Origin of the sequence: Enterococcus sp. DIV0358, assembly GCF_051713465.1 — a bacterium.
Taxonomy (GTDB): Bacteria; Bacillota; Bacilli; order Lactobacillales; family Enterococcaceae; genus Enterococcus; species Enterococcus faecalis.
In genome coordinates, this window is the sequence record NZ_JBIOPX010000001.1 from 874,875 (window position 1) to 900,223 (window position 25,349).

Genomic DNA, 25,349 nt, shown 5'->3' on the forward strand with positions numbered 1-25,349 from the left:
ATATCATGGAATTTTCATTAGACAATAACATTAACAACGGTGCAGTCATTAAAGTTATCGGTGTAGGTGGCGGCGGCGGAAACGCTGTAAACCGTATGATCGAAGAAAACGTTAAAGGCGTGGAATTTATCACAGCCAATACAGACGTTCAAGCATTAAAACATTCAAAAGCAGAAACAGTGATTCAATTAGGCCCTAAATACACTCGTGGTTTAGGTGCCGGTTCACAACCTGAAGTTGGCCAAAAAGCTGCAGAAGAAAGTGAACAAGTGATTTCAGAATCATTACAAGGCGCGGATATGATTTTCATTACTGCTGGTATGGGTGGCGGAACTGGTACAGGTGCTGCCCCAGTAGTTGCAAAAATCGCTAAAGAATTAGGCGCTTTAACAGTTGGTGTAGTAACTCGTCCATTTAGTTTTGAAGGTCCAAAACGTGGTCGTTTTGCCGCTGAAGGAATTGCCTTATTAAAAGAAAACGTTGATACACTATTAATTATCTCAAACAACCGCTTATTAGAAGTAGTTGACAAGAAAACGCCAATGCTTGAAGCATTTAGAGAAGCTGATAATGTATTACGTCAAGGTGTTCAAGGGATTTCAGATTTAATCACTGCACCAGGTTACGTAAACTTGGACTTTGCTGACGTGAAAACAGTGATGGAAAACCAAGGAACAGCTTTAATGGGGATTGGTGTAGCGAGCGGCGAAGAACGCGTAATTGAAGCAACGAAAAAAGCTATTTCTTCACCATTGTTAGAAACATCCATCGATGGTGCGGAACAAGTCTTATTAAACATTACTGGTGGCTTAGACATGACCTTGTTTGAAGCACAAGATGCTTCAGATATCGTTACAAATGCTGCTTCAGGTGATGTGAACATCATCCTAGGTACATCAATCAACGAAGATTTAGGCGACGAAATTCGTGTAACAGTTATCGCTACAGGTATTGATGAATCAAAAAAGGATAGAAAACCGCACCGTCAAACAAGACAAGCGGTTCAACCAATGCAACAAACAACTCAATCTGTGGAAATGGATCAACCAAAATCACAAGAAGAAGCAAGTGCTTTTGGCGATTGGGATATTCGCAGAGAACAAAATACACGTCCAAAAGTTGATGAATCTTCATTAGAACAAGTAGACAAAAAAGAATTTGACACATTCCACCGTGAAGAACCAAATCACAATGATGACGAATTAAGTACGCCACCATTTTTCCGCAGAAAACGATAAGGAGCATCGATTAGAAATGATAGCTGAAAACTTAACAAATATTAATAATCAACTTCAGCTAGCATGCAAAAGCTCACAGCGCTCTGTTGCTGATGTGACAATGATTGGCGTCACTAAATCAGTAGGAATTGAGGAAGCAGCAGAGCTTGTTCAGCTTGGTGTCCAGAATTTAGCTGAAAACCGAGTAGATAAGTTACTAGAAAAGAAAGCTGGATTGGAAAAATTTAATGATATTCAGTGGCATTTAATTGGTAATTTACAACGTAGGAAGGTAAAATTAATTATTAATGAGATAGATTATTTTCATGCATTAGATAGTCTGAGTCTAGCCAAAGAAATTCAAAAAAGAGCAACGAAAGTTATTCGTTGTTTTGTTGAGGTGAATATAACTGGGGAAGAAAGCAAGCACGGCTTTCGTAAAGAAGACGTCTTACCTTTCATTCAAGAACTTGCTGATTTGGACAAAATTCAAATCGTCGGTCTAATGACTATGGCACCTTTTGGGGCAAGTGAAGAAGTATTACATGCAACATTTAGAGAATTAAAAGAGCTGCAAATGACCGTAAATGAGAAACATTTATCTTTTGCTCCTTGTACAGAACTTAGCATGGGAATGAGTAACGATTTCCCAATCGCAGTTGAAGAAGGTGCAACTTTTATACGAATCGGAACAGCGTTATTCAGAGATGCGTAAAGGAGAGGAATTTATGTCAATTTTTAATAAGGATGCGTTATCGAGCTTTTTTGGCTTATCTGGCGAAGAAGATGATTATTATGATAACTACGAAGAATATGAAGAGCGCAAAGCAGTTAATGAACCACCGCGTCGTGCAGCTCGGCCTAAACCACAACGCCCTGTTCAACAACAGGAAAGTTACAGTCAGCCAGCTTATACACAACAAAGTGAGCCTGTAGTTGAAAAACCTTCTGCACGCTATCGTTCTGCTGAAGCGCATCAAGAAAGAGACACACAACAAGCTGCTTACACAGAGAAAAAAGTGGTTTCTATGCGTAGTTCTAATCAATCAGCGACTACGAATACAAGACGAGCACAAGAAAGCACCGCCAATGCAAAAACACATAAAATTACTATTATTGAACCACGTGTGTATTCAGAAGCAATGAGCATTGCGAAACATTTATTTGCTGAAGAAGCCGTGCTAGTTAATTTTACATTAGTAGAAGAAGACCAAGCACGACGCATCGTTGATTTCTTAACTGGTACTGTGTATGCTTTAGACGGAGATATTCAGCGCGTTGGCAATGAAATCTTCTTATGCACACCAGCGAATATGGAAATTGATAGTGCGACAGCACAATCTTTAGCCAACAAACAATTCTTTGATTTCTAAGCCTTAGGGAGGTGTTATTATCGCAACACTGATTACTCTATTATACAAAGGCGTTCAAATCTATTCAGGATTACTAGTGATTTACGCGCTACTTTCATGGTTTCCAGGAGCGTATGATTCTGCTTTCGGGCGTTTGCTCTCTAGAATTTGTGAACCATACTTAAGTTTGTTTGACCGTTTGAATTTAAGGATTGGAATGGTTGGATTTAACGTAATGGTAGGGATTATTGTCCTTAACCTAGCAGCGGGTGGCTTAGCAGTCATTTTACGAGCTATTGTTTATTAATAACTTTTAGAAAGGATGATTTATCTATGAACGCAAATGTGTATCAACATTTCCGCAAAGATGAACATCCTTTTATTGACACTGTCGGGGATTGGCTAGAGCAAGTGGAGATGCAATACGCGCCTTATTTGACAGACTTTCTTGATCCTAGACAGGCGTATATTTTGGAAACGTTGATTCGACAAAACAGTGATTTATCGTTTACTTTTTATGGTGGTTATGAGCAAGCAGAACGAAAACGCTGCTTGATTTATCCAGCGTATTACATACCAGAAGAGACAGATTTTGGTGTTGTATTATTTGAAATTATTTATCCATCTAAATTTGCGACATTATCTCATGGGAAAATTTTAGGCACCTTGATGAATGTTGGGGTTCGTAGGGAAGCCTTTGGAGATATTATTTCCGATGGTGATAAGTGGCAGGTTTTTATAGCACAAGAAGTAGCTGGCTTCGTTGTTAACCAAGTCGACAAAATTGGTAAAATTACTGTTCGCTTAGAAGAGCGGGATTATACACAAATTTTGATACCGAAGGATGGTTGGCAAGAAGAGCGAACGACTATGAGCTCTTTGCGGCTGGATAGTGTGATTTCCGCCGTATTTAATATTTCAAGGCAGCGATCAAAACAATTGATCGAATCTGGTAAAGTAAAAGTCAATTGGACAGAAACAACACGACCAGATTTTGCTTTAGACTTATTAGATATTGTTTCGATACGGGGATTTGGGCGCCTTCAGATTCAAGAATTAGAAGGAAAAACAAAGAAAGAAAAATTTCGTGTCCTCTTAGGGGTATTGAGAAAATAATCTCGAACTTTTGTTTAAGAAAACCATTTTGGCTGTTCATTCAGACGAAGTTGTGTATAATAAAAAAAGTAAGATATTTGCTATTTCAGGATTAGTATGAGAATGTGTTCATAAGGGGTTTTACAAAAATAATCCAAAGAGGTGAAGGAATATGGCATTAACTCCATTAGATATTCAAAACAAAGACTTCTCAACAAAAATGAGAGGCTATAACCAAGACGATGTAGATGACTTTTTAGATCAAGTCACACGTGATTATGAAGATGCATTACAAAAAAATCGTGAACTTGAGAAATCATTAAAACACGCAGAAGAAAAATTACAATACTTCAATGAATTGAAAGATGCATTGAACCAATCAATTATTGTTGCACAAGATACCGCTGATAAAGTGAAATCAAGTGCCAATAAAGAATCAGAAATGATTATCACTTCGGCAGATAACCAAGCCAAAGAAACCTTGGTAGAAGCTGAACGTAAATCAAATGCAATGATTGCAGATGCTGAAGCAAAATCAACACAAATCTTAGCAGAAGCAATTGAACGTGCCCGTCAATTAGCTGGGGAAACAGAAGACTTGAAGAAGAAAACACGTGTCTTCCATCAACGCTTAAGCTTAATGCTTGAAACTCAATTAGAGCAAGTAAAGAGTGAAGAGTGGGAAGAGATTTTAAAGCCTTTTTCTAGTTATGTCGGAGACAAACATACAGCAGTTAAGGAAATTCTTGATGAACAAGACCTTGACAACGAAAATGAAACTGTTGTAAACTCTGAAGAGAACACAGATGCTGTAGTAGAAAAAAAGCCTGTAATTGAAGTCACTGAAGAAACAATTGAAGAAGAATCAAAATAGATAGAACAGAACGTTTAATGTTTATTCTTAGCAGCGAGTCAATGATAGTGAAAGTTTGACAGACACTGGCATTAAACAGATCCTCTATCCTAGATGCAGTTCTGAACACTTGAGTAGGAACTGCCGGATAATTACCGTTATCAATTTCAGAGAAAGTAGGGGCAACTCTACTTTGAATTTGGGTGGTAACACGAGTACTTCGTCCCTTGGGATGGAGTACTCTTTTTTTATCTACTTTTATCAGCTATCGTTCATCTTTAGTATGAACTAACACAATTAAATCGATAAAATGAAAGCGAGGCAAATGCATATGAAAATGAAAGAAACATTGCAATTAGGAAAAACAGCTTTTCCAATGCGTGGGAACTTGCCAAACCGTGAAGCAGAATGGCAAAAAGATTGGGAAGAAAAAGGCTTATATGAACAACGTCAAAAATTAAACGAAGGAAAACCAACCTTTGTTTTACATGATGGCCCTCCGTATGCAAACGGAAATATTCATTTAGGACATTCTTTGAATAAAATCAGTAAAGATATTATTATTCGTTCAAAATCAATGTCTGGTTTCCGTTCTCCTTATGTGCCTGGTTGGGATACTCATGGTTTACCAATTGAGCAAGTGTTAACCAATAAAGGGGTTAAACGTAAAGAAATGACTGTCGCTGAGTATCGCGAAAAATGTAAAGAGTATGCCTTATCACAAGTCGACAAACAACGTAACGATTTTAAACGTTTAGGTGTGTCAGGTGATTGGGAACATCCATACATTACGTTAGATCCAGAGTATGAAGCAGCAGAAATTCGTGTTTTTGGTAAGATGGCAGAAAAAGGCTATATTTATAAAGGCTTAAAACCAATTTATTGGTCTCCTTCAAGTGAATCTTCTTTAGCAGAAGCAGAAATTGAATACAAAGATGTAAAATCACCTTCTATTTACGTAGCTTTTAATGTGGCCGATGGTAAAGGTCTTTTAGATAACGAGACAGCCTTCGTCATCTGGACGACAACCCCTTGGACATTACCAGCCAACTTAGGTATTTCAGTTAATCCTGATTTTACGTACGTTGAAGTGAAGGCAGACGGTCGTAAATTTGTAATTGCTAAAGATTTATTAACAACAGTTAAAGAAGCGATTGGTTGGGAAGAAGTAGAAGTTTTGCGAGAATTTTCTGGTGAAAAATTAGATCGTATGACAGCTCAACATCCATTCTATGATCGAACATCACTTGTTATGCTAGGCGACCACGTGACGCTAGATGCCGGGACTGGCTTAGTTCATACCGCACCAGGGCATGGTGAAGATGACTATATCGTTAGCCGTAAATATGATTTACCTGTTATTTCTCCTGTTGACAGCCGTGGGGTCTTTACAGATGAAGCACCTGGTTTTGAAGGAATTTTCTATGACAAAGCGAATCCAATGATTACTGAGTTATTAGAAGAAAAAGGCGCGTTATTAAAATTAGATTTCTTTACGCATAGTTATCCACATGACTGGCGTACCAAAAAACCAGTTATTTACCGTGCAACGCCACAATGGTTTGCTTCAATTTCTAAATTCCGTCAAGATATTTTAGATGAAGTTGAGAAAGTTGACTGGCTAATTCCTTGGGGAAAAACACGTTTGTATAATATGATTCGTGACCGTGGTGATTGGGTAATCTCTCGCCAAAGAGCGTGGGGTGTACCATTACCGATCTTCTATGCTGAAAACGGGGAAGCCATCATTACGCCAGAAACAATTGAATATGTAGCGAATTTATTTGCAGAACATGGATCAAATATCTGGTTTATGCGTGAAGCAAAAGAGTTACTACCAGCAGGCTTTACACATCCAGGTTCACCAAATGGCGAGTTTACCAAAGAAACAGATATCATGGACGTTTGGTTTGACTCAGGTTCTTCACATGAAGGAGTTTTACGAGAAAGAGAAGAGTTAACTTTCCCAGCAGATATGTATTTAGAAGGTTCTGACCAATATCGTGGTTGGTTTAACTCAAGTATTACAACAAGTGTTGCTATCAATGGGGTAGCGCCTTATAAATCAATCATTTCTCAAGGGATGGTTCTCGATGGCGAAGGCCGTAAGATGAGTAAATCGTTAGGCAATACTATCTTACCTGAAAAAGTTATCAATCAAATGGGGGCAGATATCTTACGCTTGTGGGTAAGTAGTGTTGACGCGGAAGCCGATGTGCGTGTCTCAATGGATATCTTAAACCAAGTATCTGAAGTGTACCGGAAAATCCGTAATACTATGCGTTTCTTGTTAGCGAATACGAGTGATTTTAATCCAGCTGAGCATACTGTAGCTTATGCTGATTTACGTTCTGTAGATAAATACATGACGGTTCGTTTAAATCAAGTCATTCAAGAAATCCGTGAAAATGGTTATGAAAAATATAATTTCATGCATATTTATCGGACAGTTATGAACTTCTTAACTGTGGATCTATCTTCTTTCTATTTAGACTTTGCGAAAGATGTCGTTTATATTGAAGCAGAAAATGATTATCAACGTCGTTGTATGCAGACTGTTTTCTACCAAACATTGGTTTCATTAACAAAATTATTGACACCAATTATTCCACATACAGCGGAAGAAATTTGGAGTTTCTTACAAGAAGAAGAAGAGTATGTGCAATTAGCTGAATTCCCAGGTTACGAAACGTTTACTAATGAAGAAGAATTGATGGATACATGGGCAGCCTTTATGGATTTCCGTGACAATGTCTTAAAAGCGTTGGAAGAAGCTCGTCATTCTAAATTAATCGGTAAATCGTTAGAAGCTAAAGTAACTGTTTATCCAAATGAACAAATTCGTCAATTAATGACAGCTGTTGATGCAGATATTGCTCAATTACTAATTGTTTCCGACTTTGAAGTATCAAAAGAAGTAGCACCTAGTGAAGCTGTTCAATTTGAAGACATGGCTATTTTAGTTGAAAAAGCAGAAGGCGAAACGTGTGACCGTTGTCGTTCCGTTCGTCAAGATGTCGGCTCAGATGAAAAATTACCAACACTTTGTGGCCGTTGTGCACACATTGTTGAAGAAAATTATCCAGAAGCGGTTGCTGAAGGATTCGAATAAACAAGAAAAAAGATCCGCTAGTCGTTAACTAGCGGATCTTTTTTGGCTTATTTATTGCTCAAGTTGACCGCGGTCACGGTACCAGTTATCTGGTTGCCATTCCCAAGTAAAGCCATCTTTTTCTAATAAGTCGAAGGCAGCTTGCGGGCCCATTGTGCCAGCGGCATAATTAGGGAAAGAAACGTCTGTTTTATCCCAAGCATGTCGAATAATGTCAACAATGCGCCAAGATTGGGCAACTTCGTCCCAATGAGAGAAGTTTGTACTATCGCCATTTAGGCAGTCTAATAGAAGTTTTTCGTATGCTTCTGGACTATTTTCAGTCATTTCAGCACTTTGACGGAAATCAAGTTTCACTGGAGTTGTATTGAACCCTTGACCGATTTCTTTTCCATTTAAGGTTAATGAAAATCCTTCAGTTGGTTGGATATAGATAGTTAAAACATTCGGTGGTAAATCGGTTTTATCGCATTCTTCACACGTATCATCTTTGAAGACATTAATAGGTACTTGTTTAAAGACGATGTTAATACGTGTGCCTTTTTCAGTTAATCGTTTACCTGTGCGAACATAGAAAGGGACGCCAGACCAACGGAAATTATCAATTAAAAATTTACCAGCAACAAAAGTTTCAGTGGATGAAGTTTCTGCCACATTTGGTTCATCACGATAGGCTGCGAATGTTTGATCAGCTAGCTGACCTTCGCCGTATTGTCCACGCACGAAATTTTGAAGGGCTTCTTCTTCAGAATAAAGGCGGATGGCACGTAAAGCTTTTACTTTTTCAGTCCGAATTTCTTTTTCAGAAAAGGCAACAGGAGGCTCCATAGAAAGCAATGCAACGACTTGTAAAATATGATTTTGAACCATATCTTTTAGTGCGCCACTGTGGTCATAATAGCCGCCACGATCCTCGACACCTAAGCTTTCAGCGAAGGTGATTTGGACATTATCAATGTAACGATTGTTCCATTGTGATTCAAAAATATTATTGGCAAAACGAATGGCTGAAATATTTTGGATCATTTCTTTGCCTAAGTAATGGTCAATTCGGAAAATATCTTGTTCAGGAAATGCAGCACGAATTTCTTCATTTAATTCGTAGGCAGATTCATAATCAGAACCAAATGGCTTTTCGATAATTAGACGATCAAAGCCTTCTTCCGAAATAATATGTTGTGATTTCAAGTGATTAACAATGGTTCCAAAGAATTGAGGGGCCATAGCTAAATAGTAAACATGATTGCCTTCTAAGTGGTATTGTTCATTTAGGCGATCAGATAATTCTTTTAAGGTATTATAATGTTCCGTATCATTCACATTATGTGATTGGTAATAGAAATGACTAGAAAATTCAGTCGCCTCTTCGGCCGTGGGATTTAAGTCTTGAATGGTTTCACGAACGATTTCCCGATAGTATTCGTCTGTCCATTCCCGACGTGCGGTACCAATCACCGCAAAACGCTCAGCTAATAATCCTTTTTTATATAAGCGGAACAGGGAAGGATACAATTTGCGTTTGGCAAGATCACCTGTCCCCCCGAAAATAGTAAATAATGCTACTTTTTCATTCATTAGTTTTCCTCACTTTCTCTAATCAACGGCTCAACAAAAATTGTGTTTGCTGCTTTAAAGCTGACGGATAATTCTTTGTTTTCATTATAAATGGTGATCGGTCCTTCATATGCAGCAATTTCTTTAATCGTATATTCTTCTTGAATATTTAAATCAATGGAAACTAAATAATCCAGTAATTCTTTTTCGTCTAAGACACGTGCAATCCGAATTTTTGTGCCAACAGGGTAGTCTGTTAACGTTTGGCGTTTCTCCTCATGAATGGGTTGATTATCTTCGGGAATAACACCACCGTGTGGACAAAATTCTGGATGATTTAAATAATCCGCTAAACGGTTCACAAGCGTCTGTGAAGTAACATGTTCTAAAACTTCTGCCTCTTCGTGCACATCATTCCAAGTGTAATTTAAGTGCTCTACTAAAAAGACTTCCCAGATTCGGTGTTTGCGAATTAACGTACTCGCTTTTTTTAAGCCTTTTTCAGTTAATTGTACCCCTTGATAAGGAGAATGCTCAACCAAATCTTCTTTTACTAACTTTGAAATCATCTCACTAACCGAAGCTGCCGAAACATCGAGTCCAGAAACAATTTGTTTATTATTCACTTTAACTTCGTCGCCACCTAATTCAAAAATTAATTTTAAATAGTCTTCGCGATTTGGTGTCATAGGGGCTCATCCTTTCAAAAAAACATCATCCTAAGTTTATCAGAAAAAGGCGCATTTGACTATTTAATAATATTCAAGTTGTAAGAAAACTTTCTGAATGCTTTTGCAAGGGATGTAAAAAAATAAATCACCCACCGCACATACTTCATTTTATGTGTCGTGGGTGATTTATTAATTGTAAATAGCCCGTTCTAGTGTGTAGGTTTCGTCGTCGGCTTCATCGTAAAGCGTCGCAGGGACACCATTTTCACATTGAATGATTAAATGGTAACCTAACTTGTCTAAGATAACTAAGCGTTTAGGGGTTAATTCAACAAGCAAGGCATGCATTTGTTTGCCATCAATGAAAACATTGAAAGATGAGGTGATTTCTAAGGTGTGTTGCGTGGCTTTCTTCACGTCTACAAACCACCAATGCCCAGTATAATTGTGTTGAAGCTCCTGTGGGGAAGGGAGCTGTTTATTTTTTTTCCAGAGGATAGAGCCTGCTAATCCAGTAAGTAAAGATGCGCCAACCAAGAAAGTCCAATGTTTTTTCAAAGAAATTCCTCCTAACCTTCATTTTCATTTATTCGTCTTCGTTACCTTTATTATATAGAACTTGTCTAAAATATTCGACTAAATCGCTGAGAATTGACAAATATTTAATGATTGACACAAGATAGTAAAATTGTTGGTTTTGGTCTATACTTTTCCTTGTTTTTTTATGGTATAGTGTGTAAGAAAGGAAGTCTGTGTATGAAGTACCCGAATGTCCAACTTGCTTATTTTATCGAACGACCCAATCGGTTTATTGCACACTGTCGTTTAATGGAAACGAATGAAGAAGTAATCACACATGTCAAAAATACTGGCAGAGGGAAAGAAGTTTTTTTACCAGGTGCTGTTGTGGCGCTTAGTTATCAACCATCGCCTAAAAGAAAAACAGATTACGATTTGATTGCAGTAAAAAAAGGTTCTTTTTGGATTAATATTGATAGCCAAGTACCGAATACATTAGTCAATGAAGCGTTAAAAAATGGTCAAATTGTGCTTCCTGGTTTAGTTGGTACGATCCAAACTGTTAAACGTGAGCAACGATTTGCACATTCAAAATTTGATTTTCTAGTGGAAACGGATGCAGACGAACAAGCTTTTGTCGAAGTGAAAGGCATGACTTTAGAAAATAAAGGCATCGGTGCTTTTCCTGACGCGCCAACACTTCGTGGCTTGAAGCATGTCACTGAACTAATGGCTGCAACTAAAGCGGGTTACCGCTGTTACGTTTTGTTTGTGGTCCAATTTGAAGAAATTAAGCAAGCAACGATTCACCAAGAGATGCAACCCGCCTTTGCTGAAAATGTGGGTGCTGCAATTGATCAAGGTGTGCAAGTCCTTGCTTACAATTGCCACGTAACACCAGCAACGATTGAACTTAAGTCACAGGTAACCTTTGATTTATTACAGGCATTTGATGATCCTAATAAATAACTTGAAGAACTCCTAGCGTTTTAAGGCAGGGTAATTACGTGACTTTTGTACGAGAGATTACTATTATAAAGAGAGTAAATAAACAAAAAATGGAGGTTTTTGATTATGATACATTTAGGCGTAATTGGTACCAATTGGATTAGTCATCAATTTGTTGCAGCAGCTTTAGAAACGGGTGCGTACGATTTAACGGCTGTTTATTCTCGGAAACTAGCAACGGCACAAGAATTTGGTTCTCGCTATGGGGATGTGGAATATGCAATTGATTTAGAGACGTTTTTTGGTATTGCACATATGGATACGGTTTATATTGCCTCACCAAATTCATTACATTTTGAACAAGCGAAACAAGCAATTTTAGCGAAAAAAAATGTAATTGTTGAAAAACCAGCTTTTTCAACGCCTGATGAGATGGCAGAAATTATTGAATTAGCGAATAAAAATCGTGTGTATTTCTTTGAAGCGGCCCGTAATATTCATGAGCAAAGTTTCCAAAAAATTGCTGAATTATTGCCATTAAAAAACCAAATTTTAGGTGCGAATTTTACGTATATGAAATATTCTTCTCGCTATGATCAAGTATTAGAAGGCAAAGAGCCAAATATTTTTTCTCCTCATTTTTCTGGGGGAGCCTTAGCAGATTTAGGCGTTTATTTAGTTTATGCAGCCTTGGGCTGGTTTGGCGTACCAAACGAAAGCCATTATTTTGCTAGTAAAATTGCGACAGGTGTCGATGGCTTAGGAACAATTATTTTACGATATGATCAGTTTGACGTGACGTTAAACACTGGGAAAATTAGTGATTCTTTTGCGCCATCCGAAATTTACTTTGAAAACGGGACCTTGATTTTAGATAGTGTCAATGCTATTTCTTCGGCTGAGTACCATGATCGCGCATATGAAGAACGTGATGTCTTAGATATTCAAGTAGCCGATAATCCAATGATTGAAGAAGCCCGTGATTTTGCAGCAGTTTTAAATAACCCAACAGATAAGTATTGGGGCACCAAGTATGAAGAATGGGTTGAGCTTGCTCGAAATGTCAATAAAGTAGTCACTGATTTACGTCATAGTGCCGGCATTATTTTTGATGCTGATAAATAAGAATTAAGCGATAGGAAAGGAACAATATGAGATTTTTAGAACAACTTCCAGAGGCTTGGCAAGAACAGTGGCAAGCTTCTGGCTTTAACGAACCATCAACAATTCAAGAAAAAAGTTTTACGCCCCTTCGCGAAGGAGAAAATGTTTTAGGAATTTCGCCGACAGGAACTGGAAAAACACTTGCTTACATGCTGCCTTTACTCTTAACTGTTGAAAAAGGACAGGGAAATCAATTGTTGATTATTGCTCCGTCTCAAGAATTAGCTATGCAAATTGCTGAAGTTGCTCGGACTTGGGCTAAGCCACTTCAATTAACGGTTCAAACGTTAATCGGCGGGGCAAATGTTTCACGCCAGATTGACAAGTTAAAAAAACGTCCTGAAGTGTTAATCGGAACACCAGGTCGGATTTTAGAGTTAATGAAGAATAAAAAAGTCAAAGCTCAGTTGGTAAAAACAATTGTAATGGATGAAGTTGATCAACTTTTCCAAGAGGAAGAGCTAAGTTTAACCAAGCAAATTTTGACACACACACCAACCGAATACCAACTTGTTTTTTATTCAGCGACTGCTGATCGTGTCGTGAATCAAGCGCAATCTTTAAGCCGAAAATTACAGGTGATTGATGTGACGGAAGAAGATACTTCAGCAGGTCAAGTCGCCCACTACTTTATTCGATTAGCACCAAGAAAAAAAGCTGATTACTTACGTCGTTTGGCCCATACAGAAGCATTCAGAAGCATGGTCTTTTTCAATCAAGTTGCTGATTTAGGTGCAGCAGAAGAAAAATTAGTTTATGAGAATGTGCCAGCTATTGGTCTGGCTTCAGATCAAAGTAAACAGTTGCGTAAATTGGCGATCGATCAATTTAAAGCAGAACGAGTGAAGTTGTTACTAACCACGGATATTGCGGCACGGGGCTTAGATTTCACAGGGGTCCCTTACGTCGTAAACGTAGATGTTCCTTTAACCGAAGAGAGCTATATTCATCGTTCTGGTCGCGTTGGCCGGATGGGTGCACAAGGGGCAGTGATTACGTTTATCAACGACGGAACCAAAAGAGATTATCAACGTTTGATGAAACAATTGGCCATTCCCTATCAGGAAATCTTTTTATATGATGGTGCACTTCATGAACAGCCAAAAGCCAAAGATGAACTAGAAAAAAAGAACGTAGCCAAAGATACGTATTCAGAAAAAAAGAGTACGAAAGAAAGAAAACCAGAAACAGTAAATTCTGTTGTCAAAGAACCACAAGAAACACGCAAAAAGAAGAAAAACAAAAAGAAAAACACGAAAAACAAAGGAGCTCGTAAAGCGAAGAAATAACGCTTTACGAGCTTCAAGCAGAACGTTGTATCGAGGAGGATTCCATGAAATCTCGGAAGGAAGAAATCTTAGCGTTACTTCAAAAAAATGAAACTGGCTTAACGGCAGGAGCGGTAGCAGAACAGTTAATGATTGATCGCAGTAATGCCAGCCGTTATTTAAATGAATTATTCAAAGAAAAGAAAATTACTAGAAGTACTGGACGTCCTGTTATCTATTCAGTGCCAACAATCAATGAAGGAGAACAAGTCCATGTAGATGAGTCCACCTCTGTTAGTTTTGACACATTAGTAGGTGCCAATGATTCTTTAAAAGTGAGTATTCAGCAGGCTAAGGCGGCTATTTTATATCCACCAAGAGGTTTGCATACGATTATTTTTGGGAAAACAGGAACAGGGAAATCTCTTTTTGCTGAATGTATGTACCGTTTTGCCATTGATTCAAAAACCTTAGATGAAGATGCCCCTTTTGTCTCTTTTAATTGTGCTGATTATGCACAAAACCCACAATTATTATTTGGTCATATCTTTGGCGTAAAAAAAGGCGCCTATACTGGTGCGAATGAAGATAGTCCAGGCTTAATGGCAAAAGCAGATGGCGGGATTCTCTTTTTAGATGAAATTCATCGTTTACCGCCAGAAGGTCAAGAAATGCTCTTTACGTTTATTGATAAAGGCGTGTACCGTCCATTAGGAGAAAGTGGCCAAACCTATGAAGCCTCTGTTCAAATTATTGGTGCGACAACGGAATCCTCAGAAAACTTTTTAACCACTTTTAATCGGCGGATTCCGATGTCGATTACATTACCATCTTTAGATGCACGGACGCTAGATGAGCGTTATGCCATCATTTCGTTATTTATTCAGCAAGAGGCAACACGTTTGGGCCAACAAATTGATATCGAACGCGAAGCAGTTTTGGCGTTCATGTTATACGATGCAGAAGGAAATATTGGTCAGGTGAAGCGGGACTTAAAATTAGTTTGTGCTAAGTCATTTCTTTATTATCGGACGCACAATTTAGAACACTTGGTTATCCGTAAACGGGATTTGTCGTTACCTGTCCAAAAAGGATTATTAAAAATTAAAGAAGTACCTGAGCGCTTGGATCAATTTGTCGACAGTAAAAGTAATTATTTATCTTTCCAACCAGGTACCAACAAAATTGTTTGGTCGCAAGATCCAGCTAGAGACATGCAAGTTTACAATGAAATCGAAGAAAAAGTCGCTGATTTGTCTGAAGCTGACTTAGAAAATGTTGATTTAGAAGAATTGATTTCCAAAGATATGAATGCGTATTTTAAAAATTATGTCGAAGAATTAACCCAACATTCTTTACATAAGGAGTTATTACCAGAAGCTATTTGGGACTTAACGAATCGTCTTTATGATATCGCAGAAGAGCGTTTGGAACACACGTACAACGAAACAGCACGCTTTGCCTTTGCGCTTCATTTACAAAGTACGATTGAACGTGTCAAAGAAGGTCACGTGATTGTCCATCCTGATTTAAATAATGTCCGTAAAAATATGAAAAAAGAATTTCAAGTAGCCTTAGATTTATCTTCTATTATTGAAGAAGAGAACAACATAGAGATTCCTTTCGATGAAATTGGCTTTATTAGTATGTTTTTATCTATTAATGTCGGTAAAGAAGAAAGAACTCCAGAAAATAATGTTGGTGTGTTCGTCTTAATGCATGGGGATTCTACTGCCTCAAGTATGTTGAAAACCGCCCAAGAACTTTTAGGAACGTCAATCGGAACAGCGATGAATATGCCGTTAACGATGGAAGTTCAAACAATGTATGAACAATTACGAAACCAAGTAATTACGCAAAAAGAATCGTTAAATAATGGGATTTTATTACTGACCGATATGGGTTCATTAAATTCGTTTGGAAATATGTTGTTTGAAGAAACAGGTATCCGAACGAAGGCGATTACAATGACGAGCACAATGATTGTCTTAGAAGCTATTCGAATGGCAAGCGTGGGACGAAGCTTAGAGGACATTTACCAAAATATTCAACTTTCTTTTGAAAGCGTTGTGAGAGAACAATTTCGCTCTAGTCTGCAAAAACGTCAAAACGTAAAAAAAGCAGTAATCGTGACGTGCTTTACAGGAGAAGGGGTCGCCGCAAAACTATACCAACGAATCTTACCCGTTATTGATGAAACAAAAGTGGAACTGATTCAAATGCAATTTATTGAACGAGAAACGTTTAAAAAGCATATTGACAACTTGATGGAAGAATATGAAATTAAGGCCATTGCGGGAACTGTGGATGTTGAATATCAAAATATTCCTTTCTTTTCCGTCTATGATATTTTTGATGATGAAAAATTAAATGTATTGAAACGGATTGCTAGTGATGAAGTGGCGATTGATACAATTGTTCATTCACTAAGTGGCGTCATTACTTCTGTGGACTCCTTACAAAAATTAATTCTCATGTTACAAAAAACAGTTCATCAAATACAAACAGACATGCATATTATTGTTGAACCAGGGGTGGATGCCGGAATCATGATTCATTTGGCTTTTCTGGTAGATGCTTTAATTAAAGGAGAAGAAGCAAGAACTTTTCCAAACTTAGCGGAATATGTTAAAACACATCGTTTAGAAATCGATGTCGTACGCACGAATTTTATGTTAATTGAACGGGCGTATCGTGTGACGATTCCAGAAGCGGAAGTTGCGCATGTTACCCAAATGTTTTTAGAAAATGAAATTAAAAGTAAACAATAATAAATAAAAAAACATCAAGAAATGAGAAAACGCTCTCTTTTTTCTTGATGTTTTCTTTTTGTAAGTTACACACAATTTCATGTGTGTAAGCGTTTTCTTTTAGTGTGTGCACGCTTTTTTCGATGACAAAAGCTGTTATATCAGTATTTTAATGAGGAAAAAACTTGGCACAATTATTGCTATAAATAAAGTGTATAACGTCATAACTTTTAAGGAGATGAAGAAAAAATGGCAAAAAAAACAATTATGTTAGTTTGTTCCGCAGGAATGAGCACAAGTTTATTAGTAACAAAAATGCAAAAAGCAGCAGAAGATCGTGGCATGGAAGCAGACATCTTTGCAGTATCGGCTTCTGAAGCAGATACAAACTTGGAAAATAAAGAGGTGAATGTTTTACTTTTAGGTCCACAAGTTCGTTTCATGAAAGGGCAATTTGAACAAAAATTACAACCAAAAGGGATTCCTTTAGATGTAATTAACATGGCAGATTATGGCATGATGAATGGCGAAAAAGTTTTAGATCAAGCAATCTCATTAATGGGATAAGGAATTAAAACGTTTAAGAAAAGTGAATAGCAAACAAGGATAGTGCATGTTACCAAAGGTTTTATTTTGTACGCTCGATTCATTCGTTTAATGAGGCTACTGCCTTTTTAATAAATATAAATGGATACAGGAGGAATAAAAATGAACGGATTAATGGCATGGATGGAAAAATATATCTTACCAACTGCCGCAAAAATTGGTGCACAGAAACATCTGGTGGCACTAAGGGATGCTTTTATTGGTACATTACCTGCGACAATGGCTGGATCAGTCGCCGTAATGATTAACGCAATTATTCGAGATCTTCCCCAAGAGTTTGTCTCAACTTATGCGGCAAGTTTGGAAGCAGACAAAGGTATTTTTGCAGTATTGAATGTCATCATTGGGATTAATGGTTTTGTTTGGAATGGTACATTGGCTATCGCTGGTTTGATTTTCGCTTTTTCTTGGGGCTATAACTTAGCGAAAGCATACAATGTGAATGAGCTAGCTGGTGGGATTGTCAGTTTAGCTACCTTAATTTCAGGTGTTGCTTTTGCACCAAATAACACAGCTGAATTAGCTGTAAAAGTGCCAGAAAATATTGCCAACGCAATTAATGGGGCAGAAATTGGTGCATCAATTGCTAATAATCAATTGACTGTCAATCCATGGGGTTGGTTAAATCTCAATCATTTAAATGGTAACGCTTTCTTTACAGTGATGATTATGGGCGCTTTATCAACCATTATTTTTTGTAAATTAATGCAAGCGGATTTAACAATAAAAATGCCTGATTCTGTTCCGCCAGCAGTTTCAAAAGCGTTTGCGGCAATTTTACCAGCAACAATCGCGTTGTATGTCGTAGCGATTATTAACTTTACGGTGTCAAAACTTTCAGGCGGTCAATTATTAATTGACTTAATTCAAAAATATATCGCGGAACCGTTCCTTGGGTTATCACAAGGACTCGGAGCTGTGTTAATCGTAACAGTTTTTGTTCAAATTTTCTGGTTCTTTGGTATTCATGGGCCAAACGTTTTGGCACCAGTTCTTGAAGGAATTTGGGGACAAGCACAATTAATCAATATTGATATTTTCCAAAAAGGTTATGAAGGAAAAACAGGAACAGCTGCGGTTTTAGCCGCTATTGACGACGGTAAAGCCTACATGTGGGTCCGTGGTTCGTTTGATGCTTTTGCTTGGTTTGGTGGTTCAGGCGGTACAATCGTCCTAATTATTGCAATCTTGTTATTCTCCAAACGAGCAGATTATTTAACAGTCGGTAAATTATCATTAGGACCTGGAATCTTTAATATCAATGAACCGATTATGTTTGGTTTACCAGTTGTTCTGAATCCAATTATGTTTATTCCATTTGTAATTGCGCCATTAGTTGCTACTACAATTGGCTGGGTTGCAACGTATCTTGGGCTAGTCGCCCCAGTTTCTCAACAAGTCGCATGGGTGACACCGCCGTTGCTATTATCTTTCTTAGCGACAGGTGCCGACTGGCGCGCACCAATTGTAGCGTTGGTATGTATGGTAGTCACTTTCTTGATTTGGACACCGTTTGTTATCGCTGCTAACAAAATGGATCCTGCATTAGGCGAAAGAGAGCAATAAGCAATAAAAACAGCAATTACTTGTATAGAAAGGAGCGAGCGGCATGATTTCGATTGCAAGTGCAATGAAGCAAGAGGAAATTATTACTTTATTAGAGGCATATCAAGGGGAAAATGAAACATTTACTTTTAAAGAAAAGAATGGTATTAAGTTATTTTTTGAAGTTGAAGGAGACCCTGAAACTGCTGCACAAGTTGCAAAACAGCTGATTAAGGAACAACCTTGGGGTGGCGTTTTATACTTCCAAGCAACGGTAGTCTAAAAAGATAGGATGGATGAAAATGATTAGAAATGGATTATTTTTATGTAGTATTGGCTTCTTGATTGTTTTGTATTCGTTGAATCCCAGCTCCTTAAACTATGATTTATTAAGTCTGACAACGGGGATTTTTTTCATTGGACTTGGTGGTTACCTGTTTTTTAAAGGAAAAAAAGTTGCTGAAGAAGAGGCGACAAAGGATGAGGTGAAACGGTAATGGAAATTACGAAAACATTAACTATTTCAGCAGATGAATTTTACACGCAATTAATGAATTCTGTTATTTTTGATATCCGTAAGCAAACAGGCAAAACTCTTACAAGAAAGCAGTTACGTAAGTTTGAATATATCAAAGAATATAGTAAAAATAGTCGCGCGAAAATAGTTATTGAAGAAGCTGTAGAAAATAAGACCTATCAATTTCGAACATCCACAACTAAAAATGATTTCTCGGTGCGGTATGAGCTCCAGCCAATTGATGAAAAAAGCTGTGAACTGCGTTATACAGAAACAATGGTTTCTTATGGGGCGTTACAAAAACTGAATGACGCAGTATTAGGTATCTTTTTAAGTTATTTTAAAAAGAAACAGTTTTATAAAATGCTTAAAATGATGGAAACTGCTTAAAGGGAAAAAGCGGCTTTTGTCCAGTTGATTCTCTTCAGCTTTAGAAAGTGAGCGATGAGTCGTTTCGGCTTATCGCTCACTTTCTTTTGTTGCCCTATTATTTTGGAAACGCACACAAAAAAGCTGTGTGTAATCGTTTTATTTTTAGTGTGTACACGCTTTCCATATCTAAAAACGTTGTCATATCAATGTTTTCAATGTGTTAAAACTTGGCACGCTTCTTGCTTATATAAAGGTGTAAAGCAAAACAAAGAGAATTTAGGAGATGAAGGAAAATGGCAAAAAAAACAATTATGTTAGTTTGTTCCGCAGGAATGAGCACAAGTTTATTAGTAACAAAAATGCAAAAAGCAGCAGAAGATCGTGGCATGGAAGCTGACATCTTTGCAGTATCGGCTTCTGAAGCAGATACAAACTTGGAAAATAAAGAGGTAAATGTTTTATTATTAGGCCCACAAGTTCGTTTCATGAAAGGGCAATTTGAACAAAAATTACAACCAAAAGGGATTCCTTTAGATGTAATTAACATGGCGGACTATGGCATGATGAATGGCGAAAAAGTTTTAGATCAAGCAATTTCATTAATGGGATCATCAAACTAGAGCAGAAAATGGGGTAGAGGTAATGGACGGACAACAGAACTTAGAAGCAATCATGGGTTTAATCATGTATGGCGGAAATGCTAAAAGCGATGCAATGGAAGCGATTGCCGCAGCAAAATCGGGGGATTTTGAATTAGCAGACAAAAAAATTGCAGATGCAGAAGAATCACTTGTACATGCACATCATTCGCAAACAGGAATGTTAACAGAAGAAGCAAAAGGCAATAACATGCAAGTAACATTGTTAACAGTGCACAGTCAAGATCATTTAATGACTGCGATTGCATTTACAGATTTAGCAAAAGAAATTATCGATCTTTATCGCCGTATTGATAACGAGTAATCTCGTTGTCAATGCGTCTTATAAGAAAAAAGCGCTTGAGAAAGCGTTAATTAGGAGGAATAACAATGGACGGATTTGTTCAATGGATGGAGAAACACTTTATGCCGAAAGCGTCAGTAATCGCAGCGCAACGGCACTTGGTAGCAATTCGTGACGCGTTTGTCGTAACGATGCCATTAATGATTTTAGGGGCTTTGGCGGTATTAATTAATAATATTCCAATTCCAGGATATGAGGACTTTTTAAACAAAATTTTCCCAATGATGTATAACGATGCACCAATTTGGAAAAGCTTTGGTGGTAACATTTGGAACGGTACATTCGCAATCTTTGCCGTTTTAGTAGCCTTTTTAGTAGCACACAATTTAGTTAAATCTTATGGAAAAGACGGCATTGCAGCCGGTACAGTTTCTGTAGCTTCATTCTTCGCAGTTGGCGGCTTAGAAGGCATGGGCGCAACTGGATTATTTATTGCTTTGATTATTGCACTTATTTCAGGAGAACTATTCCAACGTTTATCTGGCAATCCTAAATTAGTTATCAAAATGCCTGATGGTGTACCACCAGCAGTAGCAAAATCATTTGCGGCATTATTACCAGCAATGATTACAATCAGTTTATTTAGTTTAATTACATCAATTCTATTTGCTTTAGGAATTGACAATATCGTTATTTCATTCTATGAAGCAGTTCAACAACCATTTATGGGACTTGCAAACAGCTACCCATCAGCATTATTGTTAGCTTTCATTACACCATTCTTATGGTTCTTTGGTTTACATGGTGCCAACATGGTTGACCCATTAATGCAAACAATCAACGTACCAGCGATTGATGCGAACATTAAAGCTTTAGAAGCAGGTAAAGCAATTCCTTATATTGTAAACAAACCTTTCTTTGATTCATTTGTAAACTTAGGTGGAACAGGAGCAACATTAGGTCTGTTAATTGCTATCTTTATCGTAGGTCGTCGTAACAAACCATACAAAGTCATTACAAACTTAAGTTTAGCACCAGGACTATTTAATATTAATGAACCAGTCATGTTCGGTTTACCAATTGTTTTAAACCCAATCATGTTTATCCCATTCATTTTAGTCCCAATGGTTCTTGTAACTGTTGCGTATGTGGCGACAGCAACTGGTTTAGTACCAGCTGCAACCTTTATGCCACCTTGGGTAACACCACCAATTATTGGCGGATTTTTAGCAACGAAGAGTATCGCCGGCGGAGTTTTAGCAGCTGTTAACTTATTGATTTCTATTTTGATCTACATGCCTTTCGTAAAAGTAGCAACAGATCAATACTTGAAACAAGAAGCAGCCGCAGAAGCAGCTGAGTAAAAAATCGAAGGATTGAATCGTCCGGACTCTTACGGAGGGTTCAATCCTTTTTTTAATGATTAAATCGTAAAGGAGCAAATAACATGAAATATCAATTTCCAGAAAATTTTTGGTGGGGTTCTGCAGCCAGCGGTCCTCAAACAGAAGGCGTTTTTGAAGGTGATGGTAAAGGTCAAAATATTTGGGATTTTTGGTATCAAGAAGCGCCAGAAAAATTTTTTCAACAAGTCGGTCCAGATAAGACCTCACAATTTTATAAAAAATACCAAGAAGATATTCAGTTAATGAAAGAAACGGGACATAACTCTTTTCGAACATCCATTCAATGGAGCCGTTTAATTCCAGATCCTACAACAGGAAAAGTCAATCAAACAGCAGTTGATTTTTATAATCAAGTCATTGATGATTTATTAGAACGAGGGATTGAGCCCTTTATGAACTTGTATCATTTTGATATGCCGATGGTACTTCAAGAAAAAGGCGGTTGGGAAAGCCGTGAAGTGGTTGATTTGTATGTTGACTTTGCCAAAACCTGTTTTGAATTGTTTGGCGATCGCGTGAAAAAATGGTTTACGCACAATGAACCAATTGTACCAGTTGAAGGTGGTTATCTCTATGGCTGGCATTATCCTGATAAAGTGAATCTAAAAGAAGGGATTCAAGTACTCTATCATGAAGCTTTAGCTAGTGCCAAAGCGATTGCCGTCTATCACTCTATGAACTTATCAGGTGAAATTGGCATTATTTTAAACTTAACGCCGACTTATCCTCGTGATGAGCACAACGAAGCCGATGTAAATGCGGCTAAATTTGTCGATGGTTTCTTTAACCGTTCGTTTTTAGACCCGGCTGTTAAAGGTCATTTTCCAGAAGATATGGTTGCTTGGGCGAAAGCAAATGACTTATTGCCAGAAACAACGCCAGAAGATTTAGCAATAATTGCTGAAAATACTGTGGACTTATTAGGAGTAAACTACTATCAACCACGTCGTGCCAAAGTAAAAGAAACACCTGTTGAAACACGACCAGAAGGCTTACTTCCAGAAGATTTTTATGATGTCTACGATATGCCTGGCAAAAAAATGAATCCTTACCGTGGCTGGGAAATCTACGAAAAAGGTATTTATGATACATTAATGAATTTAAAAGAAAATTATGGCAATATTCGCTGCTACATTTCAGAAAATGGCATGGGCGTAGAAGGAGAAGAACGCTTTGTCAATGAACAAGGAGTCATTGAAGATGATTATCGGATTGAATTCGTGCAAGATCACTTGAAATGGGTGCACCAAGCGATTCAAGAAGGTAGTAATGTTCAAGGATATCATATGTGGACGTGTATGGATAACTGGTCTTGGCTCAATGCCTATAAAAATCGTTATGGCTTCATCGCTGTGGATTTAGATAATGACGCGAAACGGACCATTAAGAAAAGCGGTCGTTGGTTCAAAGAAATGACAGCAAATAACGGCTTTTAGAAAGAGAACCGTTTCTGTGATAAAATGAATTGATACAATGTGCGAGGAGGAAAGAAAATGACAACTAAAAGAGTCAAAAAAATGGGCAAAGAAGAAATGAAAGAGATGTTTGATCTTGTCATCTATGCTTTTAATCAGGAACCCACGGCGGAACGCCAAGAACGTTTTGAAAAATTGTTGTCACATACGCAAAGCTATGGCTTCCTAATTGATGAGCAATTAACAAGTCAAGTGATGGCGACACCTTTTCAAGTGAATTTCCATGGTGTCCGCTATCCCATGGCTGGAATTGGCTATGTGGCTTCTTATCCAGAATATCGTGGTGAAGGCGGCATCTCTGCTATTATGAAAGAAATGTTGGCTGATTTAGCGAAACAAAAGGTTGCCCTTTCTTACTTAGCACCGTTTTCATATCCATTTTATCGTCAATATGGCTATGAACAAACATTTGAACAAGCAGAGTATACAATTAAAACGGAAGATTGGCCACGTGTTAAACGAGTTCCGGGTACCATTAAACGAGTCTCTTGGGCTGACGGTAAAGAGGTCATTAAAGACGTATACCTTGAAAATCAAAGAGCGCACTCTGGTGGTGTGATCCGTGAAACTTGGTGGCTGGATTATACGCTGAATCGTGCAAGTAAACCAAATAATCAAGCGATTTATTATTCGTCAGAAGGGAAAGCAGAAGGCTATGTGATTTATCGGATAGCTGCTGGCACCTTTGAAATCGTAGAATGGAACTATTTAACTAATACAGCTTTTAAAGCTTTAGCTGGGTTTATTGGCTCACATAGTGGTTCCGTTCAATCGTTCCATTGGATTAATGGTTTTGCTGGAAAAGATTTAAATGATTTAATGCCAACGCCAGCAGCTTCTGTAAAAATTTTACCTTACATGATGGCACGAATCGTTGAGTTACAAACATTTCTGGAAAAGTATCCATTTCAATCAGGAGAAAAAGAAACGTATTCTTTAGAGATTGAAGATTCCTATGGGCCATGGAATGAAGGCATTTGGACAATCACAATTGACGAACAAGGAAAAGCAACAGTGACTAAAGGTGCTGCGGAAAAAGAAGGGACTGCTGCTTTGAAAGCAGATATCCAAACGTGGACGCAACTATTCTTGGGCTATCGTTCAGCAGAGACGTTATCTTTTTATGAACGCTTGCAAGGAGACGCAACGACAGCTCAACGTTTAGGCCAACGTTTAGTCAAAGGCATGCCAATTTTAGAAGATTATTTTTAAAAGTGTGTTTATTCGCAAAAAATGACAGAACCTACTATAATAAAAATGTAAAAAGAATTATTTTAGAAAGGTGATGGGGACAATGGCGAAAACGAAACAAGAAAAAGTTGCACGCAATAATAAAATTGGGCAATATATAGCTATTGCGACAGGACTTTATTATTTAGGAAAAATGATTCTTGATCGGCGGCAAAAAAAATAATAGATAAACGAACGACGTGTTTCACTGAAAGAAAGTATCTCGCATAATTATTTATGCAGGATACTTTCTTTTTGTCTATTGACAGATGTAGTGAAGACTTCTAAAATTAAAACAGATTGTTCTCGTAGCTCAGTAGGATAGAGCAACCGCCTCCTAAGCGGTAGGTCGCTGGTTCAATTCCAGTCGGGAACGTAAAAAGGCAAGCAAATTTAGGGGGGAAGACAGATGGCGATTACTATAAATATTTATTATAGTGGGACAAATGGACGTGCAAGAGAATTTGCCAAAGAAATGATTGCCAGCGGAATTGTAGAGGCAATCCGTGCAGAAAAAGGGAATAGTCGCTATGAATACTTTTTTCCAATGGACGATGAAGAAACAGTTCTGCTGATTGATAGTTGGACAGATCAGGAAGCATTAGACAAACACCACGCTTCTCCAATGATGACCCGTATTACGGAACTTAGAGAAAAATATGATTTGCATATGAAAGTAGAAAGATATGTATCAGATGTAACAGACCCCTTGACAAAAGATGCTGCGTTTATAAGAAAATAACCAGAGTACAA

25 protein-coding genes and 1 tRNA gene are annotated in these 25,349 nt (G+C 37.7%); 23 read left to right on the forward strand and 3 right to left on the reverse strand.

Annotated features, from left to right (window positions below):
• Nucleotides 1-5: 5 nt before the first annotated feature.
• The 7 genes from ftsZ to ileS all read left to right on the forward strand — a co-directional run bounded on the left by ftsZ (nt 6) and on the right by ileS (nt 7,629).
• Nucleotides 6-1,238, forward strand: a complete 1,233-nt coding sequence (gene ftsZ, locus IGK70_RS04375; protein ID WP_002355899.1) for a cell division protein FtsZ — start codon at nt 6-8, stop codon at nt 1,236-1,238.
• A gap of 16 nt (nt 1,239-1,254) precedes the next feature.
• Nucleotides 1,255-1,932, forward strand: coding sequence for a YggS family pyridoxal phosphate-dependent enzyme (locus IGK70_RS04380; RefSeq protein WP_002358890.1), 678 nt, complete (start codon nt 1,255-1,257; stop codon nt 1,930-1,932).
• A gap of 13 nt (nt 1,933-1,945) precedes the next feature.
• Nucleotides 1,946-2,590 (forward strand): cell division protein SepF, encoded by a 645-nt coding sequence (locus tag IGK70_RS04385; RefSeq protein WP_002355901.1) that lies wholly within the window; start codon nt 1,946-1,948, stop codon nt 2,588-2,590.
• A 28-nt stretch (nt 2,591-2,618) separates the two neighbouring features.
• A complete protein-coding gene (locus IGK70_RS04390; RefSeq protein ID WP_002355902.1) occupies nt 2,619-2,876 on the forward strand; it encodes a YggT family protein in 258 nt (85 codons plus the stop codon).
• Between the two features lie 26 nt (nt 2,877-2,902).
• A complete protein-coding gene (locus IGK70_RS04395; protein WP_002355903.1) occupies nt 2,903-3,685 on the forward strand; it encodes an RNA-binding protein in 783 nt (260 codons plus the stop codon).
• Nucleotides 3,686-3,836: 151 nt separating this feature from the next.
• The gene (gene divIVA / locus IGK70_RS04400) at nt 3,837-4,538 is read left to right on the forward strand and encodes a cell division protein DivIVA (RefSeq protein WP_002355904.1); all 702 of its coding nucleotides are present in this window, start codon (nt 3,837-3,839) and stop codon (nt 4,536-4,538) included.
• 310 nt (nt 4,539-4,848) lie between these two features.
• Complete coding sequence (ileS, locus tag IGK70_RS04405; RefSeq protein ID WP_104855482.1) at nt 4,849-7,629, forward strand: isoleucine--tRNA ligase; 2,781 nt, start codon at nt 4,849-4,851, stop codon at nt 7,627-7,629.
• Nucleotides 7,630-7,680: 51 nt separating this feature from the next.
• On the opposite strand, the gene zwf is transcribed toward ileS, so the two are convergent.
• From zwf to IGK70_RS04420, 3 genes are all read right to left on the reverse strand, one after another.
• Nucleotides 7,681-9,204, reverse strand: a complete 1,524-nt coding sequence (gene zwf, locus IGK70_RS04410; RefSeq protein WP_002358895.1) for a glucose-6-phosphate dehydrogenase — start codon at nt 9,202-9,204, stop codon at nt 7,681-7,683.
• Nucleotides 9,204-9,872, reverse strand: coding sequence for a metal-dependent transcriptional regulator (locus tag IGK70_RS04415; RefSeq protein WP_002358896.1), 669 nt, complete (start codon nt 9,870-9,872; stop codon nt 9,204-9,206). The genes zwf and IGK70_RS04415 overlap by 1 nt, the downstream gene beginning before the upstream one ends.
• Nucleotides 9,873-10,043: 171 nt before the next feature.
• Nucleotides 10,044-10,412, reverse strand: a complete 369-nt coding sequence (locus tag IGK70_RS04420; RefSeq protein WP_002397919.1) for a DUF4828 domain-containing protein — start codon at nt 10,410-10,412, stop codon at nt 10,044-10,046.
• A gap of 198 nt (nt 10,413-10,610) precedes the next feature.
• Between IGK70_RS04420 and sfsA the strand changes: the two genes are divergently transcribed.
• The 16 genes from sfsA to IGK70_RS04500 all read left to right on the forward strand — a co-directional run bounded on the left by sfsA (nt 10,611) and on the right by IGK70_RS04500 (nt 25,338).
• Nucleotides 10,611-11,342, forward strand: a complete 732-nt coding sequence (gene sfsA, locus IGK70_RS04425) for a DNA/RNA nuclease SfsA (RefSeq protein ID WP_010823484.1) — start codon at nt 10,611-10,613, stop codon at nt 11,340-11,342.
• A 105-nt stretch (nt 11,343-11,447) separates the two neighbouring features.
• Nucleotides 11,448-12,446, forward strand: a complete 999-nt coding sequence (locus IGK70_RS04430; protein WP_438775185.1) for a Gfo/Idh/MocA family protein — start codon at nt 11,448-11,450, stop codon at nt 12,444-12,446.
• A 26-nt stretch (nt 12,447-12,472) separates the two neighbouring features.
• Nucleotides 12,473-13,774 (forward strand): DEAD/DEAH box helicase, encoded by a 1,302-nt coding sequence (locus tag IGK70_RS04435; protein WP_010707740.1) that lies wholly within the window; start codon nt 12,473-12,475, stop codon nt 13,772-13,774.
• A gap of 44 nt (nt 13,775-13,818) precedes the next feature.
• On the forward strand, nt 13,819-16,524 hold the full coding sequence (locus IGK70_RS04440) for a sigma 54-interacting transcriptional regulator (protein ID WP_002355912.1): 2,706 nt from the start codon (nt 13,819-13,821) through the stop codon (nt 16,522-16,524).
• A gap of 228 nt (nt 16,525-16,752) precedes the next feature.
• Complete coding sequence (locus tag IGK70_RS04445; RefSeq protein ID WP_002355913.1) at nt 16,753-17,070, forward strand: PTS sugar transporter subunit IIB; 318 nt, start codon at nt 16,753-16,755, stop codon at nt 17,068-17,070.
• A gap of 141 nt (nt 17,071-17,211) precedes the next feature.
• Nucleotides 17,212-18,675 (forward strand): PTS sugar transporter subunit IIC, encoded by a 1,464-nt coding sequence (locus IGK70_RS04450; RefSeq protein WP_025187889.1) that lies wholly within the window; start codon nt 17,212-17,214, stop codon nt 18,673-18,675.
• Nucleotides 18,676-18,718: 43 nt separating this feature from the next.
• On the forward strand, nt 18,719-18,937 hold the full coding sequence (locus IGK70_RS04455; protein ID WP_002355915.1) for a hypothetical protein: 219 nt from the start codon (nt 18,719-18,721) through the stop codon (nt 18,935-18,937).
• 13 nt (nt 18,938-18,950) lie between these two features.
• The gene (locus IGK70_RS04460; RefSeq protein WP_002355916.1) at nt 18,951-19,151 is read left to right on the forward strand and encodes a DUF3188 domain-containing protein; all 201 of its coding nucleotides are present in this window, start codon (nt 18,951-18,953) and stop codon (nt 19,149-19,151) included.
• Nucleotides 19,151-19,561, forward strand: a complete 411-nt coding sequence (locus IGK70_RS04465; RefSeq protein ID WP_002355917.1) for a DUF3284 domain-containing protein — start codon at nt 19,151-19,153, stop codon at nt 19,559-19,561. Before IGK70_RS04460 ends, IGK70_RS04465 begins: the two co-directional genes overlap by 1 nt.
• Nucleotides 19,562-19,836: 275 nt before the next feature.
• A complete protein-coding gene (locus IGK70_RS04470) occupies nt 19,837-20,163 on the forward strand; it encodes a PTS sugar transporter subunit IIB (RefSeq protein WP_002355918.1) in 327 nt (108 codons plus the stop codon).
• A 22-nt stretch (nt 20,164-20,185) separates the two neighbouring features.
• Complete coding sequence (locus IGK70_RS04475; protein ID WP_002355919.1) at nt 20,186-20,506, forward strand: PTS lactose/cellobiose transporter subunit IIA; 321 nt, start codon at nt 20,186-20,188, stop codon at nt 20,504-20,506.
• A 65-nt stretch (nt 20,507-20,571) separates the two neighbouring features.
• Nucleotides 20,572-21,849: a PTS sugar transporter subunit IIC gene (locus IGK70_RS04480; RefSeq protein ID WP_002355920.1), complete on the forward strand. Its 1,278-nt coding sequence runs from the start codon at nt 20,572-20,574 to the stop codon at nt 21,847-21,849.
• A gap of 83 nt (nt 21,850-21,932) precedes the next feature.
• The gene (locus tag IGK70_RS04485; protein WP_438775186.1) at nt 21,933-23,327 is read left to right on the forward strand and encodes a glycoside hydrolase family 1 protein; all 1,395 of its coding nucleotides are present in this window, start codon (nt 21,933-21,935) and stop codon (nt 23,325-23,327) included.
• Nucleotides 23,328-23,384: 57 nt separating this feature from the next.
• Complete coding sequence (locus tag IGK70_RS04490; RefSeq protein WP_002355922.1) at nt 23,385-24,578, forward strand: GNAT family N-acetyltransferase; 1,194 nt, start codon at nt 23,385-23,387, stop codon at nt 24,576-24,578.
• 320 nt (nt 24,579-24,898) lie between these two features.
• Nucleotides 24,899-24,972: transfer RNA gene (locus tag IGK70_RS04495), tRNA-Arg, on the forward strand.
• Between the two features lie 33 nt (nt 24,973-25,005).
• Nucleotides 25,006-25,338, forward strand: coding sequence for a putative quinol monooxygenase (locus IGK70_RS04500; protein WP_002358903.1), 333 nt, complete (start codon nt 25,006-25,008; stop codon nt 25,336-25,338).
• Nucleotides 25,339-25,349: the final 11 nt, after the last annotated feature.

What these genes read in the sequence shown, in the direction of transcription:
- ftsZ (WP_002355899.1), top strand. Translation starts at nt 6, where the DNA reads ATGGAATTTTCATTAGACAATAACATTAACAACGGTGCAGTCATTAAA.
- IGK70_RS04380 (WP_002358890.1), top strand. Translation starts at nt 1,255, where the DNA reads ATGATAGCTGAAAACTTAACAAATATTAATAATCAACTTCAGCTAGCA.
- IGK70_RS04385 (WP_002355901.1), top strand. Translation starts at nt 1,946, where the DNA reads ATGTCAATTTTTAATAAGGATGCGTTATCGAGCTTTTTTGGCTTATCT.
- IGK70_RS04395 (WP_002355903.1), top strand. Translation starts at nt 2,903, where the DNA reads ATGAACGCAAATGTGTATCAACATTTCCGCAAAGATGAACATCCTTTT.
- divIVA (WP_002355904.1), top strand. Translation starts at nt 3,837, where the DNA reads ATGGCATTAACTCCATTAGATATTCAAAACAAAGACTTCTCAACAAAA.
- ileS (WP_104855482.1), top strand. Translation starts at nt 4,849, where the DNA reads ATGAAAATGAAAGAAACATTGCAATTAGGAAAAACAGCTTTTCCAATG.
- zwf (WP_002358895.1), bottom strand. Translation starts at nt 9,204, where the DNA reads ATGAATGAAAAAGTAGCATTATTTACTATTTTCGGGGGGACAGGTGAT.
- IGK70_RS04415 (WP_002358896.1), bottom strand. Translation starts at nt 9,872, where the DNA reads ATGACACCAAATCGCGAAGACTATTTAAAATTAATTTTTGAATTAGGT.
- sfsA (WP_010823484.1), top strand. Translation starts at nt 10,611, where the DNA reads ATGAAGTACCCGAATGTCCAACTTGCTTATTTTATCGAACGACCCAAT.
- IGK70_RS04430 (WP_438775185.1), top strand. Translation starts at nt 11,448, where the DNA reads ATGATACATTTAGGCGTAATTGGTACCAATTGGATTAGTCATCAATTT.
- IGK70_RS04435 (WP_010707740.1), top strand. Translation starts at nt 12,473, where the DNA reads ATGAGATTTTTAGAACAACTTCCAGAGGCTTGGCAAGAACAGTGGCAA.
- IGK70_RS04440 (WP_002355912.1), top strand. Translation starts at nt 13,819, where the DNA reads ATGAAATCTCGGAAGGAAGAAATCTTAGCGTTACTTCAAAAAAATGAA.
- IGK70_RS04445 (WP_002355913.1), top strand. Translation starts at nt 16,753, where the DNA reads ATGGCAAAAAAAACAATTATGTTAGTTTGTTCCGCAGGAATGAGCACA.
- IGK70_RS04450 (WP_025187889.1), top strand. Translation starts at nt 17,212, where the DNA reads ATGAACGGATTAATGGCATGGATGGAAAAATATATCTTACCAACTGCC.
- IGK70_RS04455 (WP_002355915.1), top strand. Translation starts at nt 18,719, where the DNA reads ATGATTTCGATTGCAAGTGCAATGAAGCAAGAGGAAATTATTACTTTA.
- IGK70_RS04460 (WP_002355916.1), top strand. Translation starts at nt 18,951, where the DNA reads ATGAAAATGATTAGAAATGGATTATTTTTATGTAGTATTGGCTTCTTG.
- IGK70_RS04465 (WP_002355917.1), top strand. Translation starts at nt 19,151, where the DNA reads ATGGAAATTACGAAAACATTAACTATTTCAGCAGATGAATTTTACACG.
- IGK70_RS04470 (WP_002355918.1), top strand. Translation starts at nt 19,837, where the DNA reads ATGGCAAAAAAAACAATTATGTTAGTTTGTTCCGCAGGAATGAGCACA.
- IGK70_RS04475 (WP_002355919.1), top strand. Translation starts at nt 20,186, where the DNA reads ATGGACGGACAACAGAACTTAGAAGCAATCATGGGTTTAATCATGTAT.
- IGK70_RS04480 (WP_002355920.1), top strand. Translation starts at nt 20,572, where the DNA reads ATGGACGGATTTGTTCAATGGATGGAGAAACACTTTATGCCGAAAGCG.
- IGK70_RS04485 (WP_438775186.1), top strand. Translation starts at nt 21,933, where the DNA reads ATGAAATATCAATTTCCAGAAAATTTTTGGTGGGGTTCTGCAGCCAGC.
- IGK70_RS04490 (WP_002355922.1), top strand. Translation starts at nt 23,385, where the DNA reads ATGACAACTAAAAGAGTCAAAAAAATGGGCAAAGAAGAAATGAAAGAG.
- IGK70_RS04500 (WP_002358903.1), top strand. Translation starts at nt 25,006, where the DNA reads ATGGCGATTACTATAAATATTTATTATAGTGGGACAAATGGACGTGCA.